Source organism: Paraburkholderia sp. J63 (genome assembly GCF_905220245.1).
Classification (GTDB): Bacteria; Pseudomonadota; Gammaproteobacteria; order Burkholderiales; family Burkholderiaceae; genus Paraburkholderia.
The window spans coordinates 135,370-153,867 of the sequence record NZ_CAJMZF010000019.1 but is presented as its reverse complement, the minus strand read 5'-3'; the positions used below and the strand labels follow the sequence as shown (position 1 = coordinate 153,867).

The 18,498-nt window shown below is 66.4% G+C and carries 14 protein-coding genes; 6 read left to right on the top strand and 8 right to left on the bottom strand.

Translation table 11 applies throughout. The annotated features are described in order from the left end of the window. Nucleotides 1-80: 80 nt before the first annotated feature. Nucleotides 81-1,232 (bottom strand): acyl-CoA dehydrogenase family protein, encoded by a 1,152-nt coding sequence (locus U5775_RS21285; protein ID WP_322060058.1) that lies wholly within the window; start codon nt 1,230-1,232, stop codon nt 81-83. Nucleotides 1,233-1,506: 274 nt separating this feature from the next. Here U5775_RS21285 and U5775_RS21280 point away from each other — a divergent pair, with 274 nt between their 5' ends. From U5775_RS21280 to U5775_RS21255, 6 genes are all read left to right on the top strand, one after another. Beyond that, the gene (locus tag U5775_RS21280) at nt 1,507-2,382 is read left to right on the top strand and encodes a MaoC/PaaZ C-terminal domain-containing protein (protein WP_322060069.1); all 876 of its coding nucleotides are present in this window, start codon (nt 1,507-1,509) and stop codon (nt 2,380-2,382) included. 25 nt (nt 2,383-2,407) lie between these two features. Then, nucleotides 2,408-3,157, top strand: coding sequence for a 3-oxoacyl-ACP reductase FabG (locus tag U5775_RS21275; protein ID WP_322060057.1), 750 nt, complete (start codon nt 2,408-2,410; stop codon nt 3,155-3,157). A 123-nt stretch (nt 3,158-3,280) separates the two neighbouring features. Next, entirely contained in the window at nt 3,281-4,486 is a 1,206-nt protein-coding gene (locus tag U5775_RS21270; RefSeq protein WP_322060056.1) for an acetyl-CoA C-acetyltransferase, read from the top strand. Between the two features lie 32 nt (nt 4,487-4,518). Continuing rightward, nucleotides 4,519-6,480, top strand: a complete 1,962-nt coding sequence (locus U5775_RS21265) for an AMP-binding protein (protein ID WP_415913621.1) — start codon at nt 4,519-4,521, stop codon at nt 6,478-6,480. A 14-nt stretch (nt 6,481-6,494) separates the two neighbouring features. Continuing rightward, the gene (locus U5775_RS21260) at nt 6,495-7,379 is read left to right on the top strand and encodes an IclR family transcriptional regulator (protein ID WP_322060055.1); all 885 of its coding nucleotides are present in this window, start codon (nt 6,495-6,497) and stop codon (nt 7,377-7,379) included. Nucleotides 7,380-7,412: 33 nt separating this feature from the next. Next, nucleotides 7,413-8,594 (top strand): CoA transferase, encoded by a 1,182-nt coding sequence (locus tag U5775_RS21255; protein WP_322060054.1) that lies wholly within the window; start codon nt 7,413-7,415, stop codon nt 8,592-8,594. Nucleotides 8,595-8,685: 91 nt separating this feature from the next. On the opposite strand, the gene U5775_RS21250 is transcribed toward U5775_RS21255, so the two are convergent. The 7 genes from U5775_RS21250 to U5775_RS21220 all read right to left on the bottom strand — a co-directional run bounded on the left by U5775_RS21250 (nt 8,686) and on the right by U5775_RS21220 (nt 18,474). Further along, on the bottom strand, nt 8,686-9,978 hold the full coding sequence (locus tag U5775_RS21250) for a porin (protein ID WP_322060053.1): 1,293 nt from the start codon (nt 9,976-9,978) through the stop codon (nt 8,686-8,688). A gap of 57 nt (nt 9,979-10,035) precedes the next feature. After that, nucleotides 10,036-11,460 (bottom strand): MmgE/PrpD family protein, encoded by a 1,425-nt coding sequence (locus tag U5775_RS21245; protein ID WP_322060052.1) that lies wholly within the window; start codon nt 11,458-11,460, stop codon nt 10,036-10,038. 59 nt (nt 11,461-11,519) lie between these two features. Continuing rightward, nucleotides 11,520-12,809, bottom strand: coding sequence for an MFS transporter (locus U5775_RS21240; RefSeq protein ID WP_322060051.1), 1,290 nt, complete (start codon nt 12,807-12,809; stop codon nt 11,520-11,522). A gap of 69 nt (nt 12,810-12,878) precedes the next feature. Beyond that, entirely contained in the window at nt 12,879-14,288 is a 1,410-nt protein-coding gene (locus U5775_RS21235) for an MmgE/PrpD family protein (protein WP_322060050.1), read from the bottom strand. 62 nt (nt 14,289-14,350) lie between these two features. Beyond that, complete coding sequence (locus U5775_RS21230) at nt 14,351-15,421, bottom strand: zinc-binding dehydrogenase (RefSeq protein WP_322060049.1); 1,071 nt, start codon at nt 15,419-15,421, stop codon at nt 14,351-14,353. Nucleotides 15,422-15,475: 54 nt separating this feature from the next. Further along, a complete protein-coding gene (locus tag U5775_RS21225) occupies nt 15,476-16,939 on the bottom strand; it encodes an aldehyde dehydrogenase family protein (protein ID WP_322060067.1) in 1,464 nt (487 codons plus the stop codon). Between the two features lie 44 nt (nt 16,940-16,983). Continuing rightward, nucleotides 16,984-18,474: an aldehyde dehydrogenase family protein gene (locus U5775_RS21220; RefSeq protein WP_322060048.1), complete on the bottom strand. Its 1,491-nt coding sequence runs from the start codon at nt 18,472-18,474 to the stop codon at nt 16,984-16,986. Nucleotides 18,475-18,498 lie beyond the last annotated feature (24 nt).

Here is an 18,498-nt window from a genome sequence, read left to right as displayed (position 1 = left end):
CGCCCCGCACAGGGGCAACGCTAGCAAACCGACACGAAAACAAGGAAACGCGAAAAAACCCCCAAAAAAACAATCTCTTTCTACTGCGCCTCACGAATCATATTCCGAGCAATCACAATCTGCTGAATCTGCGTCGTACCCTCATAAATCCGAAACAACCGCACATCCCGATAGAACCGTTCGATCCCATACTCAGCCATATAACCCGCGCCACCAAAAATCTGGACCGCCCGATCAGCCACACGTCCACACATTTCCGAAGCGAACAGCTTGGCACACGAAGCCTCGGTACTAACGGGCAGCTTCGCATCACGTCGCCGCGCAGCATCGAGCACCATGGATCGAGCCGCATAAATCTCCGCACGACTATCAGCAAGCATGGCCTGCACGAGCTGAAAATCGGCAATAGCCTGCCCAAACTGCTTGCGCTCCATCGCATAAGCCAGCGCCATCGAAAGCATACGCTCAGCCACCGCCACACAAACGGCAGCAATATGGATGCGCCCCTTATCCAGCACCTTCATCGCGGTCTTGAACCCCTGGCCTTCCTTGCCACCAATAAGATTCGCGGCAGGCACGCGCACATTATCGAAAATCACATCGCAGGTATGAGCGCCTTTCTGCCCCATCTTCTTGTCGCGCTTGCCGAAGCTGATACCGGGCGTTTTAGCATTGACGATGAACGCCGAGATACCGCTCGAGCCCTTGTCGTCGGGATTGGTGCGCGCCATCAGCGTGAAGATGCCGGCATGCGGCGCATTGGTGATGAAGCGTTTGGTGCCGTTGACCACGTAGTCGTCGCCGTCCTTGATGGCCGTGGTGCGCAGCGAGGCGGCGTCGGAGCCCGCTTCGGGCTCGGTCAGCGCGAACGAGGCGATCAGTTCGCCCGTCGCGAGGCGCGGCAGGTACTTTTCCTGCTGCTCGGGCGTGCCGTCGAACAGAATGCCCTGCGAGCCGATGCCCACCGTGGTGCCCAGCAGCGAGCGGAACACCGGCGAGGCGCGGCACAGCTCGAACACGGCCAGCACTTCTTCCTCCATGGTCAATTCGAGCCCGCCGAAGCGCTCGGGTATCGTGAGGCCGAACAGGCCCATGGCCTTCATGTCGGCCACGATGTCCTCGGGAATCTCGTCGGTTTCGGCGACCAGCTCCTCGTTGGGGATGAGGCGCTCGCGCACGAAGCGGGAGATGGAGTCGAGCAATCCGTTGAGCGTTTCCTGGTCGCGAATCATGTCGGCGTATCAATCAAATCAATGAGGATGGCCCATGCTGCGCCAGCGCCAGGCGCGAAGCAACGGATTTGCGCCGCGCGTTCCGGAAAATGGAATTTCTCCGGGCTGGCTGGCCCCGGTGCGCGTGGATAAACCTCGGCGCTGGCCGGGAATCGCGATGAATGGCGATCAAGCCGTGGCTGCCAAGGTACGGAACGGATTGCGCAAATCCGTTGACCGGGCAGGGGGCCGGGTTTCATCGTGTGGGCTAGTCATCATCGTCGTCATGTCCGCTATGCCCATTCAACCCGCTCGACTGCTGGCACGTCCTTTTCCCGTCATCGAACACGTGTTTTCGCAGCGCGATTCCCAGCTTTACGCGCTCGGCCTCGGGCTCGGCGCCGACCCGCTCGATGCGGGGCAACTGCGCTATGTCTATGAGGGCAGGGACGGTCAGGCGCTGCGCGCCATGCCGACCATGGCGAACATATTGGCCTATCCGGGCTTCTGGGCGCGCGAGCCGGACACGGGCATCACCTGGCAAAAGCTTTTGCATGCCGAGCAGGAAATCCATGTCCATGCGCCGCTGCCCGCGAGCGGCCGCGTCAAGGGCGCGACCCGCATCACCGGCCTGTGGGACAAAGGGGAGGGCAAGGGCGCTTTCCTGCAGCAAACGCGCGACATCACCGATGCCGAATCAGGCCGCTTGCTGGCCACCGTGGTGCAGCTAAGCTTGCTGCGCGGTGACGGCGGCTTCGGCGAAGGCGGTAGCGCCGGCGCGCCGCCCGCGCCCCACGCGATGCCCGAGGGCGCGCCCGACTTCGTCTGCGATCTGGCCACGCCCGCGCAACTCGCGCTGATCTACCGGCTGAGCGGCGACTTGAATCCGCTGCATGCCGATCCGGCCGTGGCGGCCGCGGCCGGTTTCGAGCGCCCCATCCTGCACGGCATGGCCCTGATGGGCGTGGCTGCGCACGCGGTGCTGCGCACGGTGCTGGCTTACGACGACACGCGCTTCAAGGGCATGCGCGTGCGCTTCACGGCACCGGCCTGGCCCGGCGACACGCTGCGCACCGAGATGTGGGTGCGCGGCAGCACGGTGTCGCTGCGCACGACGGCGCTGGAGCGCGGCGTGGTGGTATTGAACAACGCGCGGGTCGATCTGGCCTGAACGCAGAATTATTTAGGAGAAGAAAATGGATCTGGGTTTGAGCGGCAAGGTTGCCATCGTCACCGGCTCGGCGCGAGGTCTGGGCGCCGCCACGGCGCGCCGGCTCGCGCAAGAGGGCGCCAGGGTCGTCATCACCGACATCAATGCCGAACTGGCGCAGGCCACCGCGAAGGCGCTTCAGGACGAGGGGCTGGCCGCGCACTGCGTGGTGGGCGACATCACGAAGGCCGCCGACGTGCAGCGTCTCGTCGATGAAACCGTCGCGCATTTCGGCGGCGTGCATATCCTCGTGAACAACGCCGGCGCGCCGCGCGACAAGTACCTCGTGAAGATGAGCGAGGACGACTGGGACTTCGTCATGACCGTGATGCTCAAAGGCGCCTTTCTGGCCGCCAAGGCCGTCATGCCGCATTTCATCGACCAGGGCTGGGGCCGCCTCATCAACATCAGCTCGCGCGCTTACCTCGGCAATCCCACGCAGGCCAACTACTCGGCCGCCAAGGCGGGTTTGATCGGCATGGCGAAGGCGCTGTCGATGGAGGAGGGCCGCTACGGCATCACCGCGAACTGCGTGGCGCCGGGCTTCATGGAAACGGAAATGGTGCAGGCGCTGCCGACCTACGAAACCATCAAGGAGCGCGCCGTGGCTGCCCAGCCCATCAAGCGCGTGGGCCGGCCCGACGACATCGCCGACGCCGTGGCCTTCCTCGCCAGCGAGCGGGCGGGCTTCATCAGCGGCGAAGTGCTGCACGTGACGGGCGGTCGGTATGGCTGATGGCGCGCTTAGCCGCGCAGCAGCATCGAAACTGGCCGTCAAAAGCCACAACGGACACAACGGCCCGCGCGCGACAGGCTCGCGCGGGCAACCAACATTCCAGAATTTAGAAAGGTATCCGAAATGAAACGAGCAGCCATCGTCTCGCCGCTGCGCACGCCGGTGGGCGCCTTCGGCGGGGCATTGAAAGCGGTTCCCGTCGAGGAGCTGGGCGCCACCGTGGCGCGCGCGATCGTGGAGCGCACCGGGCTCGATCCGGCGCGTATCGACGACGTGGTCTTCGCCCAAAGCTACGCGAGCGGCGAAACGCCCTGCACGGGCCGCTGGGTGGCGCTGCAGGCGGGCTTTCCGATCGAGGTCGCGGGCATGCAGCTCGACCGGCGCTGCGGCGGCGGCGTGCAGGCGCTCGCGACGGCGGCCATGATGGTGCAGACCGGCGCCGCCGACGTGGTGATGGCGGGCGGCGTGGAGAGCATGAGCAACGTCGAGTACTACACCACCGACATGCGCTGGGGCAAGCGCGCGGGCAGCGTGAAATTTCATGACCGCCTCGACCGGGGCCGCGAGCGCTCGCAGCCCGAGGCACGCTTTGGCCGCATCAGCGGCATGATCGAAACCGCCGAGACGCTCGCGCGCGAGTACGGCATTTCGCGCGAGGCGTCCGACCGCTTCGCCGCGCGCAGTCATCAGCGCGCCGCTGCGGCGCAGGCCGCGGGTCGGCTCGATGCGGAAATCGTTTCGGTGTCCGTACCGCAGCGCAAGGGCGACGCGGTGCTCGTGAGCAAGGACGAAGGCGTCCGCGGCGAAACGACGGCCGAGAGCCTCGCGAAGCTCAAGCCCATCACGAAGGACGGCGTGGTCACGGCGGGCAATGCCTGCCAGCAGAACGACGCCGCCGCCGCGTGCCTGATCGTGGCCGAGGACAAGCTCGAAGAACTGGGCCTCACGCCGATGGGCTGGCTGGTCGGCTGGGCCGCCGCGGGCTGCGATCCCGCGCGCATGGGCATCGGCCCCGTGCCGGCCGTGGAGAAGCTGCTGGCGCGCACGGGCCTGCAGTTCGATCAGATGGACCTGATCGAGCTCAACGAAGCGTTCGCCTGCCAGGCACTGGCCTGCGTCGAGGGCTGGGGCAGCTCCATGGAAGCGCTCGAAGACCGGCTCAACGTGAACGGCTCGGGCATCTCGCTCGGCCACCCGGTGGGCGCGACGGGCGTGCGCATCATGAGCACGCTGCTGCACGAGATGCAGCGCCGCAAGGCCCGCTATGGCCTGGAGACGATGTGCATCGGCGGCGGCCAGGGCATCGCCATGATTTTCGAATGCGCGTAAGCACCCAAGACAGGAAAGACGGAAGACAGATCATGAGCCATCCTGAATCAGGCCACGTGTGGCAGCCGGGCGAGCGCGAATTGCAGAACGCCGGCATCGTGAAGCTGATGCGCGCGCTCGACGTGCCCTCGTATGAGGCACTGTTGCGCGTGTCGATCGACGAACCCGAGCGCTACTGGAACACCGTGATGCGCGAATGCGCGATCGCCTGGGACGAGCCGCCCAAGGGCTACGCGGATCTCTCGCGCGGGCCGCAGTTTCCGGGCTGGTTCCCCGGCGGCAAGCTCAACTGGGTCAACACGATCTATGCGTGGGCGCGCAATCCGGCCACCGCGCAGCAAAAAGCCGTGGTGGCCGAGCGCGAGGACGGCAGCGTGAGCGAGCTCACTTATGCGGAGCTGGAGCAGCGCGTGCGCGACTTCGCGGCGGGCCTCGCGCAGCGCGGCCTCAAGCAGGGCGATCGTATCGGACTGCTGATGGAAAACGGCATCGAGGCCACTATTTCGCTGCTGGCCATCGTGCACCTGGGCGCGCTCGTCGTGCCACTGTTCAGCGGCTTCGGCGTCGACGCCATCGTGGCTCGCCTCTCTGCCGCCGAGGCGCGCATGGTGATCGCCTCCACGGGCTTCTCGCGCCGCACCAAGCGCGTGAACGTGGAGGGCGCGCTGCGCGACGCGTGGCATCAGTTGCCGCTCGTCGAGCACGTGATCTGGAAACGCGCCGAGGGCGAAGCCGCGCAGGGCGCAGGCGACGCACGCGATCTCGACTGGCAGGAAACCGCCACCGTGGCGCAGGGCCACGGCGCGGCGCCCGTCTCGGCCACGCCCGACACGCCCTTCATGGTGATCTACACCTCGGGCACCACGGGCAAGCCCAAGGGGGTCGTGCATACGCACGGCAGTTTCCCGATCAAGATCGCGCACGACTCGCTGATCCACTTCGACGTGCACCCCGGCGACGTTTATTGCTGGCCCGCCGACATGGGCTGGATCGCGGGCACCCTCGTGCTGGGCTGCGCGCTGCTGCGCGGCGCCACGCTGGTCTGCTACGACGGCGCGCCCGATTACCCCGACTGGTCGCGCATGTCGCGCGTGGTGGAGCGCCACCGGGTCACGCACTTCGGCTCCGCGCCCACGCTGATCCGCGGCATGGCGAGCCACGAAGAAGCGGCGCTCGCGGGCGACCGCGCAACCGTGCGCCTGCTCATCACGGCGGGCGAGGGCATCGCGCCCGAGCACTTCAACTGGTTCCTCGAGCGCTTCGGCGACGGCACGGCGCCCGTCATCAACTACACGGGCGGAACCGAGGCCTCGGGCGCGCTGCTCGCGAGCGTGCCGATCCGCCCGATTCCGCCGAGCGGCTTCAACACCGTCTCGCCCGGCGTGGCAGCGGACGTGGTCGATCCCGCGGGCAACAGCGTGACGGGCGAAGTGGGCGAGCTGGCGATCCGCGCGCCCTTCGTGGGCATGACGCAATCGTTCTGGCGCGACGACGAGCGCTACCTCGAAACGTACTGGCAGACCATTCCCGGCATTTGGGTGCACGGCGACCTGGCGCTGCGCACGCCCGAAGGCAACTACTTCATGATGGGGCGCTCCGACGACACGCTCAAGGTTGCCGGCAAGCGCCTCGGCCCGGCCGAGGTCGAGGAGGTGGTGCTGGAGCTGCCCGACGTGGCCGAGGCCGCCGCCATCGGCGTGGCCGATGCCGACAAGGGGCAGAAACTCGTGGTCTTCGTGGTGCCCAAGCCCGGCTCGACAAGTGAGATCGCTGTGCTGGAGGCCGCCGTCTCCGCGCACGTGGACAAGCGCCTCGGCCGCCCGTTCCGGCCCGGCCGCGTGCACGTGGTGGAGCAGTTGCCGAAGACGCGCAGCTCCAAGATCATGCGCCGCGTGATCCGCAGTGTGTACTGCGGGCTGCCGCCGGGCGATCTGTCCTCGCTCGACAATCCCGCCGCGCTCGACGAAGTGCGCGCCGCGGCGCCCTCGGCCTGACGAGCGTCCTCGCCATGATCGCCGCCCGCCCGCTTGCCGTAGTACAGCACGCCCAGCCCGAGGCGTCCGCGGGGCAGTCGCCCGCCGGGCGGCTGTCCGGGGCGCGGCCCACCGCCCCGCTGCGGCCCGAGCCGGGGGCGAAGGTGGTCACGCCGCTGGTGCGCGCGCTGGCGCTGCTTGCGGCCTTCGCGCAGCAGGAGCGCTGGCTCGGCAACGGCCAGCTCGCGCAGCGCACCGGACTGCCGCCTTCCACGGTGTCGCGCATCGCGCGCTCGCTCGCGAGCATCGGCTATCTGCTCTACGACGACACCCAGCGCAAGTACCGGCTTTCCTCGGCCGTGCTGGGCCTGGGCTACGCGGCCATCGCCCATTCGGCCATCCAGGGCCTCGCGGGCGAGCGCATGGCGGCGTTCGCGCGCCAGCACAAGCTGCACGTGTGCCTTGCCGTGCGCGACCGGCTCGACCTCGTCGTGCTCGAATGCCGCCGCAGCCTCGAAACGCCGGTGATGCTGCCGCTGCACGTGGGCATGCGAGTGGGGATCGCGCTTTCCCCGATGGGCTGGTCGCTGCTCGCGGCGCTGCCCGAGCTCGAGCGCAGCTATCTGCTCGACAACGTGGAGCGGCGCATGTCGCGCGACTGGGCGAGGCTGCGCCGCCGCGTGCTCGAAGGGATGGCCCAGGTCGGCGAGAAGGGCTATTGCACGGCCATCGGCGAGTGGGAGCCGGAGCTGGGCATCCTGGCGGCTTCCGTGCTGCTGGAGGGCAACGCGCCCTTTGTGCTGGTGTGCATCGGCGCGAGCCATGCGATGACGCGCGCGCGCGTGGAGCGCGAACTGGGGCCGCGCCTGCTGGCGATGGCCCATGAGCTGCAATCGGAATTCAACGTGATCGGCCAATGACCCCGGGTCGGCCGACTCCCATGCGAGAAAAAAATGAAAGTGCTTGAAGGCATCAAGGTCCTCGATTTCGGCCGCTTCATCGCCGGGCCGTTCTGCTCGGCGCTGCTGGCGGACTATGGCGCCGAGGTGATCCGCATCGACCGCGTGGGCGGCGGCGAAGACCGCTTCATCGTGCCCGTCACGGAGCAGGGCGAGGGCGCGCTGTTTCTGCAGGTCAACCGCAACAAGCGCTCCATGACGCTCGATCTGGACAGCCCCGAAGGGCGCGACGTCGTGCGCCGGCTGGTGGCCGACGCCGACGTCGTGATCGCCAACATGCCGCCGCGCACGCTCAAGAGCCTCGGGCTCGATTACGAGAGCCTCTGCCGCATCAAGCCCGACATCATCCTCGTGGCCTCCAACGCGTTCGGCAACAGCGAGGCCGTGCGCGACCGCCTGGGCTTCGACGGCGTGGGCCAGGCGCTGAGCGGCGCCGTGCACATCGCGGGCACGCCGGACCAGCCGCAAAAAGCCATGGTGCCCGTGGTGGACTTCGCCACCGCCTTTTCCTGCGCGCTGGGCACCATGCTCGCGCTCTACGAGCGCCAGCGCAGCGGCATGGGCCAGGAGGTCAGCGCATCGCTGTTGTGCACGGGGCTGAACATGGCCAGCGGCGCGCTGATCGAGGAAGCCCTGCTGGGCCTCGACCGCGCGGCGATGCTCAACCGCGCGCCGAGCTACGCGCCCTCCGATATCTTCAAGGCCAAAGACGGCTGGTTCATTACCCAGGTGATCGGCCGCCCCATGTTCAAGCGCTGGACCCAGCTCGTGGGCCGTCCCGAGCTGCTCGACGACCCGCGCTTCGCCGACGACAAGCTGCGCGGCGAGAACGGCGAATTCCTGAGCGACGTGATGTCGGCGTGGTGCCAGGAGCTTTCGCTGGCCGAGGCGCTGGCGCAACTGGAGCAGGCGCGCATTCCCGCCGGGCCCGTGAACTCGCCGCGCCAGGCGCTGCAGGACGAGACCGTCAAGGCCGCCAACCTGATCCAGTGGATGGACTACCCCGGCGCGCCAAAGCCGGTGCCGATTTTTGCCACACCGGTGTCGCTGTCGCGCACGCCGCCCGAGATCCGCACGCGTGCGCCGCTCACCGGCGAGCACACCGACGAGATCCTGGCCGGTCTCGGCCTCGATGCGCAGACCATCGCCGATCTGCGGACGCGGGAAATTGTTTAGGATGCCTGCTCAGTCGGTGTGCGGCTACGAATTGCACACCGACCGCACACCGACTGCCCGAAGCCGTCGTGAGTGCTTTCAGGCCGGGCGTTCAGAATTTATGCCGAAGGCCGACACGCAGATAGATTTGATGATTGTTCGACGAATCGCCCTGGTTGACGAAGTCGGCGACAGCAGATCCACCGGTCGACGACGTTCCGGACGCGCGCTGCCAGGCTGCGGCGAGATACACATCCGATCGTTTCGACAGGAAGTAGTCGGCCGAGACACTGACCTGATTGTAGTGCTGGGCGCCGACCTCCTTGCCGTCGGTCATCATGACGCCCTTGCCGACGAGATAATCGTAAGAGGCGGTCAGGAACAGCGCCGGGCTGTACTTGAACTGGGTCGTCACCTCGACGTTGTTGAACCGCGCCGTCCCGCCCGCAAACGCCGAGCCCAGATTCGCGTACTGGACATTCGAGAACGAAGTCAGAAAAAGCAAGCGCCCGACGTTGTAGCCGGCGCCCACCACGCCAACCTGATACGCGGTGGCGGACGCGTACCCCTTGTTCAGCGATAGCGCGAGCGTGGAAGCGCCGTTGGCGTTGTTCGTGAAGAATCCGGAGCCTGGCGTCGCCGAAGTCGGATTCTTGAAATACGTGAATGCGGCGTCCAGAATCAGCGGTCCATTGAGGTACGAGGCGCCCAGGGAATAACCGCTGTTGGCGGTGAAGTTGCCAGGGACACCCCCAATGCCGTATTCCGCGCCGAACGCGAGCCCGTTGTAATTGGGACTCATGTAGCGAATCGAGTTATTCAGGCGGACCGAATTGAATGTGTTGTCGAGGTCGCCCGGACGGCCGAACGCCGCCGTGCCCACGACACCGGTCATCGAATACGGCGTGACGAAATAGGCGATCATGTCGTACTGACGCCCCATCGTGACGCTGCCGAAACGGTCGTTGGCGAGCCCGACAAAGGCCTGGCGGCCGAATTGCGTGCCGCCTTGTCCAAGCGCGCCGCTGTTGATGTTGAGCCCCGATTCCAGCGTGAAAATCGCCCGGCTCCCTCCACCGAGATCCTCGGCCCCCGTCAATCCCCAACGGCTGCCTTGCTCGCCGCTCAGCGAGTCGAGCGAGACCTTCTTGCCGCCGCCCACATTGCTTTGGTAGACGATGCCTTCGTCGAGTATGCCGTAGAGCGTGACCTTGGACTGCGCATGCACGGTCAATGGAGCGCTGCTCACACAGGCGCCGAAGAACATCGACGTCGTCAATCTCAAACCTTTTTTCATTTTGTATTCCTGATCATTATATTGGTGTTTTCGCGATGAATCGCAAGCATGACTGACACTGCCCCGGGGTGTGCCGTGCCGGGCCTGATCGGCGCGAAATCCTCTCAAGCCCGGCTGGGTGCGGAAACAACGATGGGTTTGCGGGTTCTGCGAGAGACCGGACCGTTAGCGTTCGACGCTCCACATAGCCGTCAATTCAGCGGCTTTCATGGCCGGGTCCAGAGCGCGCAGCGTGCCCAGCAGCTTCTGGGCGCGCGCCGTACCCAGCGCGTCCGCGGTGAGCTCCATGAACTTCGCATCCTGTTCGTGCTCGGGCATGGGGTTCGTGTCGGTGCCGATCGGGTCTTGCACGAACACATGCTCGGTGCGGCCGTCTTTGAACGTGACGCTCACGTCGGCCACGAACTTGCCCGGATAATCCTTCTCCAGTGCGGGCTCCTCGGTGATGCGGATGCTGCGCGCCATTTCGATGACGGGGGCCATCTCGACCTTGCCGGCAAGGTAGTCGCGGTGGATCGGATAGCCGTTGCCCTTGCCCAGCAGCGTGAAGGCCGCCTGGATCGGCAGGCTGAACTGCACGTGCTCGATGTTCTTCGGCTCGTAGGCGTTCGCATTGGCCGTGCCGACCACGACATTGAAGTGCGGCGTGATCTTCAGATGCACGTCGGCGATCTCGTCCTGGCGCGCCGCAAAGGGGCGCAGCGCGTCGATGTAGGCATGCGTGCAGTAGCAGGCGCAGTAGGCCTTGAGCCAGACGGTGCCGATCTCGAACGGCCGGTCCGGTGCGAAGCGCTGCTCGGCGGCCTCGCCTGCGGGGCGCTGCAGGAAGGTGCGGAAGAACCCTTTGTTGCCGCTCAGGAACGCGCGCGGTCCCGTGATGCCGGCGCGGGCCATGTCGGCCGCCGCCATGCCGTTGCGCGTGCCGATGCCGGCGTGGATGCGCTTGATGGAGCCGCCGGTGGAGGTGTATTCGGTGGTGCCCGAAACATGACTGAGCGCGATGGCCAGCGCGTGCAGCGTCGTCTCGGCGTCGAACCCGCGCAGCTTGGCGGCGACCGCCGCGGCGCCGAAATTGGACAGCGTGCCGTGCGGGTGAAAGCCGCGCTGCAGCAGGTCGGGTGCGGCCAGCAAGCCGATGCGCGTGTAGACCTCGTAGCCGGCGACCATCGCCGTGATCACTTCCTCGAGCGACGAACCCAGCTCCTCGCCGATCGCGAGCGCGGCCGGGATCACGCAACTGCCCGGGTGGCTGTAGCTGGGGCCGTGCGCATCGTCGTATTCGAAACCGTGGCCATACGAGCCGTTGACGAAGGCGGCATCGGCCGCGCTCATCGTCAGCGCACAGGCGCTGACGCGACTCTTGCCGGGGCGCTGCTGCGCGCTTGCGTAGTTCAGCAACTGCCCGGACCAGGGCATCTTCGAGATGCCGACCTGCAGCGCGATCTGATCGCGCATCAAACGGTTGACGCCGGCGTGCGCGCGCGCGTCGAGATCTTCGTATTTCAGTTCCTGGATGAAGCGCACCAGCGCTTGCTCCAGCGGCGGACAGTTAGCCGGCACCGGGGAAGGGGATTCGTGTGTGGCGGTCATGGAAGTCTCCTTTGAGATCAGTGGCAAACGGCCCCTGGCTGCTGCAGGGCCGTGCCGGTTCAAGCCTGGCGGTAGAGAGGGTTGGGTCGGTTCATCGAGAGCGCGATGATGGCGGCAATGCATCCCGCGACGGCCATCAACATCAGGGCGGCCGTGTAGCCGCCAGTTTGATCCTTGGTGACACCGAGCAGGTAGGGGCCGGCAAAGCCGCCCAGATTGCCTACGGCGCCGATCCAGGCAATGCTGGCCGCGGCCGCCGGGCCCGAGAGCAGGTCGGTGTTGATCGCCCAGAACGCGGGCAGCGCGCCGAATACGCCAAAGGCCACGAGGCAGAAGAAGACGAGCTTGAGCACGGAGCCCTCGGCCAGGCCGGCGCCGACGAGGGCGACGGCGGCAATCAGCGCGGGTATCGCGATGTTCCAGCGGCGCTCCCGGGTGCGGTCGGAGCGGCGCGCCCAGAACACGAGGCTGGCCGAGCCGATCACATAGGGAATCGCCGTCACGAAACCGGTTTGCTCATTGCTCAGACCAAAGGACTTGACGATTTGCGGCAGGAAAAAGCCCACGCCATAGATGGTCAGAAAGAATCCGAAGGCCATGGCGGCGAGCATCCACACGCGTTTGTCGCTGAACACCTGCGCAACCGCAATGCTGTGTTCTTCGCGGCGCTCGCTGGCTTCGGTCGTCATGCGTGCCGATAGCCAGCCGCGTTCTTGCGCTTGCAGCCAGCTCGCGTCGTGCGGGGCGCCCTTGAGGTACTGCAGCGTCACGAGCCCCAGGACGAGCGCGGGGAGCGCCTCGACGATGAACATCCACTGCCAGCCTTGCAGCCCGGCCAGTCCCTCTAGTCCATGCAGGCTCAGCAGCATGCCCGAGATGGGGGAGCCGATCACCGAGGAAAGCGGTGCGGCCACGAGCAGATAGCCCATGACGCGCGCGCGGTAAGCCGAGGGAAACCACAGCGTGAGGAAATACGCCACGCCCGGGAACAGGCCTGCCTCGGCCAGGCCCAGCAGCAGGCGCACGGCATAGAAGGTGTGGGGACCGGTGACGAAAGCCGTGGCGCCCGAGATCAGCCCCCAGGTGATCATGATGCGGGCAAGCCAGAGGCGGGCGCCCACGCGCACCAGCAGCAGATTGGATGGCACCTCGAACAGGAAATAGAGCAGAAAGAATAGTCCCGAGCCCAGACCATACTGGGCCGCGGTGAGGCCGATAGCCTCGTTCATCTGCAGGCTGGCGAATCCGACGTTCACCCGGTCGAGGAACGATATGAAGTAGCACAGAATAAAAAATGGCACCAGGCGCCGAAACACTTTGCGCATGGTCACTTGCTCGAGCGAATTCATGCGGTCTCCGAAATTGTTGTGTAATTGGGAGAGGGGACGGGCCCCCTCCGTATCAGGCTTGTCCAGGCCTCAGGTCGAAGGCGGCGCCAGCGGGTCGAGCAGTATGCCCACCACGTCGTCTATTTCTTCGAACTGCAAAATATTCCGGATCATGTCGTCCACCGTCTCCTGCGCCAGCGGTATGGCCGAGTAGGGGGCGCAGAGCCTGAACTTGGCGACGAATTCCTCGGTGGTGAACGGGTTCCTCGGATGCCCCTTCACGTAGATGCATTCCTTCCGGAATTCGCGCCCGTCGCGCAGTGTCACCTGGAGGCGCGCACCCCAATCGGAGACGTCGGGGTTTTCCTCGGCGGTGATACGCGTCATCAATTCGCGCACCTCGGGCCGGGCACGGGCTTCCTCGCTGTACGACTCCAGGAACACCTTGTCGTCGAAGGCTGCGATCGCCACCACATAGGGCAGGCTGAACTGGCACTCGGGCACCGTCACCGGGTGCCACTTCTTCTCCTGCGGTTCGCATACGGCGCGCCAGCTGGGCGTGGAGGTCTCGATGTGAATGCTCGCGATATCGCCCGCGCCGAACGCATTTTCCTTCATCAACGCGCGGATGGCGTCGATCGACGAATGCGAGAAATAGCAGGCGCTATAGCCCTTGGTGATGATGTTCTCGAGCTCCCAATGCTCACCCAGCTCATGGAGGATGAAGCCGGGATCGGTTTCCCAGCGCGCCGTGGCGAGGTAGCCCTTGGGACCGGACAGCACCTCGGCGCGCGGCCCGGTGATGCCGCGCTGGGCGAGCTGGCAGCAGGTGATGGCCGCCTGGCTCACCAGCCCATGATGCATGCGCACCATCAGCGTGGCGGGCGAATAGATGCCCATGGTGTTGGGTTGCGTCATGGTGCGCGCGATGCCCTGGGCGTTTTCCAGTTGCTCCTGGCTCAGCCCCAGCAGCTTGCCCACCGCGGCCACCGCGCCAAAGATGTAGTGGCCGCCGCATTCGTGCTGTTTCACGGCGCGGTTGATGACCTTGTACGCGGTGCCCAGCCGTACCAGGATCTCCTGGCCCACGGCCATCGCCGCGAGGAACGCCTTGCCGGACACGGGACCGCAGAGGCCGGTCGCCGCGAGCAGCGTGGGCACCACGTATTCGGTGACGTGGCCCGCCTCCTCGTGCAGGTCGCCGCAGTCCATGGCGCGCGGCATCGGCCCCAGCACGAGCGCCGCCTCGTTGGCCGGCACGCGGCCGCCGTAGAAGGGCAGCGGCGTCTGCGGGTTGCCGCCGCGCTCCTTGACGAGCGATACGATCGCGGGAATGCCTTCCATGGCCGAGCCGCCGATGGTGACGCCCATGGCGTCCAGCAGCGTCAGCTTGACGTGACGGACCACGTCGGCCGGCAGGTCGGCGTACTGCGTCTGCAGCGCCATGCGGCACAGCGTGGCCATCGGGTCTTCGACTCCCTGCGGGGCGAATTTCGTCATTCTCGAGTCTCCTTTCTTGTGCTTTTGACTTGTTCCTTGCCGGTGTCCTGCCCTGGGGTCGCTCAAAACACGAACACGCCCTTGCCGGCGGCCTGGCCGTCGAACAGACGGTAGGCCTCTTCGGCCTGTTCCAGCTTCCAGCGGTCGGTGAACAGCTTGTCCACGTCCACGCCGTGGTCGGCCACGAAACGGATGCAGTCGTTCATGCTGACTTCCGAAAACGTGTACGAGCCGAGGATGGTGCGCTGTTTGCCGATCACGTCCTTCATGCCGTCGACGTTGAGGTTGCCGCCCACGGCCACGAGCGCGATGCGGCCCCACGGACGGGTACAGCGCACGGCCTGCTGTTTCGGGATTTCGCCGCCTGCGCAGTCCATCGCGCAGGTCGCGCCGAGGCCCCCGGTGAGCTTGAGGATGGCTTCGATCGGGTCTTCCTTGCTGCCGTCGACAACGTGGGCCGCGCCAAATGCCTTCGCGCGCTCGACCCGGTCTGCGGCGATGTCGACGCCGATGACCTCCACGCCCATGGCCGCGGCCAGTTGCACGGCCGAGAGCCCGACCGGACCGAGACCGAACACGGCGAGCGTGTCGCGCGCGCTGATGTTCAGGCGCAGCAGCGCACCCCAGGCCGTGCCCGTGCCGCACGAGATGGCGGCGCCGGTGGCATACGACACTTCGTCGGGCATGTGGACCAGCGAGGTGACGGGCACTTTCATGTAGTGCGCGTGGCCGCCGTGCTTGATGACGCCGTGGATGTCCGCGCCGTGGCTGCACATCTGCGTCCAGCCGCTGCGGCAGTGGTCGCAATGCTGGCAGCCCTCGTAATGGAATACAGCGACGCGGTTACCCACCTTGAAGGCGCGCGGATCGACGGCCACGCCGAGCGCGACGATCTGGCCGCAAGGTTCGTGGCCGCCGATGATCGGCGTATCCTCCGACATGCCGCGCGACGCGAGGTCCCTGAAGCCCAGCGACTTGATGACGTCGGCGGGCTTGTTGCGATAGAAGTGCAGATCGCTGCCGCACATGCCCGAGGCCTTCATCTCGATGATGGCGTCGAGCGGGCCGGGGGTAGGGTCGTCGAAATCCAGGATCTCGAGCTTCCTGTCGCCTCTGAAAACGATGCCTTTCATATGTCTCTTCCTGGTTGTCCTGATGACTGGAGTGGATGGCGGCGAGGCCACGCGTCAATCGAGGTTGATGTAGGTGGCCTTGGGGTAGAGGAAGCTTTCCACGTGCTCCTTGCCGCCTTTCCAGCCGTAGCCGCTCATTTTCGTGCCGCCGAAGCCCACGGCCGGATCGATCACGCCATAGCAGTTGACCCAGACCGTGCCCGAGCGGATGCCCTGCGAGACCTTGTGCGCGGTCGAGAGGTTGCGCGTCCAGACGCCGCCGGCGAGGCCGTAGGGGGTGTCGTTCGCGAGTTGCAGCGCTTCCTCCACGGTGTCGAACGGAATCACCGAGGCCACCGGGCCGAAGATTTCCTCCTGGGCGATGGTCATGTTGTTGCGCACGTTGGCGAACACCGTGGGCTCGACGAAGAAGCCTTTCGCCAGATCGCCGGAAAGGCGCTGGCCGCCGTGCACGAGTTCGGCCTCCTTGCCGCCGATATCCACGTAGTGCATGACGCGTTCGAGCTGGCGCTGCGAGATCAGCGGGCCGATCTGGGTGCCGGGCTCGCGGCCGTCGCCGATCTTGATGGTCTTCGCGAACGCGGCCATGCGTTGCACGAACTCGTCGTGGATGGCGCGCTGCACGAGAATGCGCGTGCCGGCCACGCAGACCTGGCCCGTGTTGGTGAACACGCCCATCGAGGCGCCGGGCACGGCTTTCTCCAGATCGGCGTCGGCGAACACGATGTCGGGCGACTTGCCGCCGAGCTCCAGCTGCAGGCGCTTCAGGTTGCCCGCCGAGGCGCGCACGATGGCCTGCGCGGTGCCCACCGAGCCCGTGAAGGCCACGCGGTCCACGCCGCGGTGCTCGGCCAGTGCCTGGCCCACGTCCTTGCCGTAGCCGGTCACGACGTTGATGACCCCGTCGGGCACGCCGGCCTCCATCATCAGCTCGGAGACGCGCAGCGACGACAGCGAGGCGTCCTCGGCCGGCTTGAGCACGGCCGTGCAGCCGGTGGCCAGCGCCGGGCCGTAGATCCACCAGAGGCCCATCAGCGGACCGTTCCAGGGGATGATGCCGCCCACCACGCCCACCGGCATCAGGTGCTTGAGCGCCGTGAAGTTGGGCGCGATCGACATGGGGCTCGTCGCCACGGCGCCGGCGCCTGTCTGCGAGGCGTAGAACTGCAGGAGCTGCGAGAGCCATTCCTTGTAGCCGCGCGTGCGCGCGAGCGGCGCGCCCATGTCCAGCGTTTCGATCAGCGCGAGCTCGTCGAAGTTGTCGAGGATGGCATCGTGCACGCGCAGCAGCAGCTTGCGCCGTTCGTGCGCCGTGAAGCGGCTCCACGGCCCTTCGAAGGCCCGGCGCGCGGCGGCCACGGCGCGGTCCACGTCCTGCGCATCGCCCTGCGCGATATGGCAGAGCAGCTCGCCCGTGGCGGGGTTGATCGCCTCGATGCGCTGGCCCGATCCCGAATCGACCCATTGGCCGCCGATCAGCAGCTTCCTGGTGCCTTGCACGAAGGCCGGTGTACTCATGTCCACGGCGTGTCTCCTTGAGGTTTTGTTATGGAAGGTGGCGCTTACATGCGGACCATGATCGATTTGCTCTGCGTATAGGCGTCGATCGATTCCTGGCCGAATTCGCGGCCCCAGCCCGATTGCTTGTAGCCGCCGAAGGCCATGGCCGGATCGGATTCGCCGAAGGTGTTGATCCACAGGCGCCCGGCCTTGAGCGCGCGCACCACCTTGTGGGCGCGCGAGACGTCGCGCGTCCAGACCGCGGCCGAGAGGCCGTAGGTGGTGTCGTTGCCTTGCAGCACGGCGTCGTCCTCGTCCTTGAACGGGATGATGGAGAGTACGGGGCCGAAGATTTCCTCCTGCGCGATGCGCATGCCGTTGCGCACGTTGTCGAACACCGTGGGCTCGACGAAGTAGCCCGCGCCGCTCCACGCGTTGCCGCCCAGGCGCAGCGCGGCGCCGCCTTCCTGACCCGCGCCGATATAGGACCAGACGCGCTCGCGCTGCTTCGCCGAGATCAGCGGGCCCAGCTTCGTATCGGCGGCGAACGGGTCGCCGACTTTCCAGCTGGCAGCCAGTTGCGCCACTCGTTCGGACACCTGATCGTGAATGCTCTCCTGCACGAACAGGCGTGTGCCGGCCGAGCAGACCTGGCCCGAGTTGCCGCAGAAGGTCTTGACGGCCGCCTGCACGGCCTTTTCGATGTCGGCGTCGGCGAACACCACGTTGGGCGCCTTGCCGCCGAGCTCCAGCGTCACCTTTTTGAGGTTCGAGGTGGCGTCGCGCACGATCTGCTTGCCGATGGCCGTGGAGCCCGTGAACGCGATCTTGTCCACGCCCAGGTGCTGGGCCAGCGCCGCGCCCGCCGTGGCGCCGAAGCCGGGCAGCACGTTGATGACGCCGGGCGGCAGGTCGGTTTCCTGGATCAGCTCGGCGAGGCGGATCGAGGTGAGGCACGCGAGCTCGGCGGGCTTGAGGATGACCGTGTTGCCGCAGCACAGCGCGTTGGCGAACTTGATGGCGGCCATCAGGATCGGCACGTTCCACGGAATGATCTGGCCGCACACGCCCAGCGGCTCGCGCAGCGTATAGATCAGCGTGCTGCCGTCCGAGGGGATCGTGGTGCCCAGCACCTTGGAGCACCAGCCCGCGTAGTAGCGGAAGATGTCGACCGTGGCCGTCACCGCGCCCTGGGCGAACCAGAGCGGCATGCCGTTGTCGAGCGATTCGATGGCGGCCAGCTCGTCGATGTGCTGCTCGATCGTGTCGGCGATCTTGAGCAGCGCGCGCGTGCGCGCATGGGGCGAGAGAGCGGCCCACGAGGGCGCCTCGAAGGCCTTGCGCGCCGCGCGCACGGCGGCGTCGACGTCGGCGCTATCGGCTTCGGCCACGTGGCAAAGCCGCTCCTCGGTGGCCGGATTGACGACCTCGAAGGTCTTGCCCGACGCGGCGTCGACCCACTGGCCGCCAATCAGGAGACGCTTGCCGCCCTGCCTGATCCAGGCGAGCGCTTGCTCGCGCGCGGCTTGTGCGGGGTTGGATGAAGTGGTCATGAAACCTCCAGTGAAATGACAAGG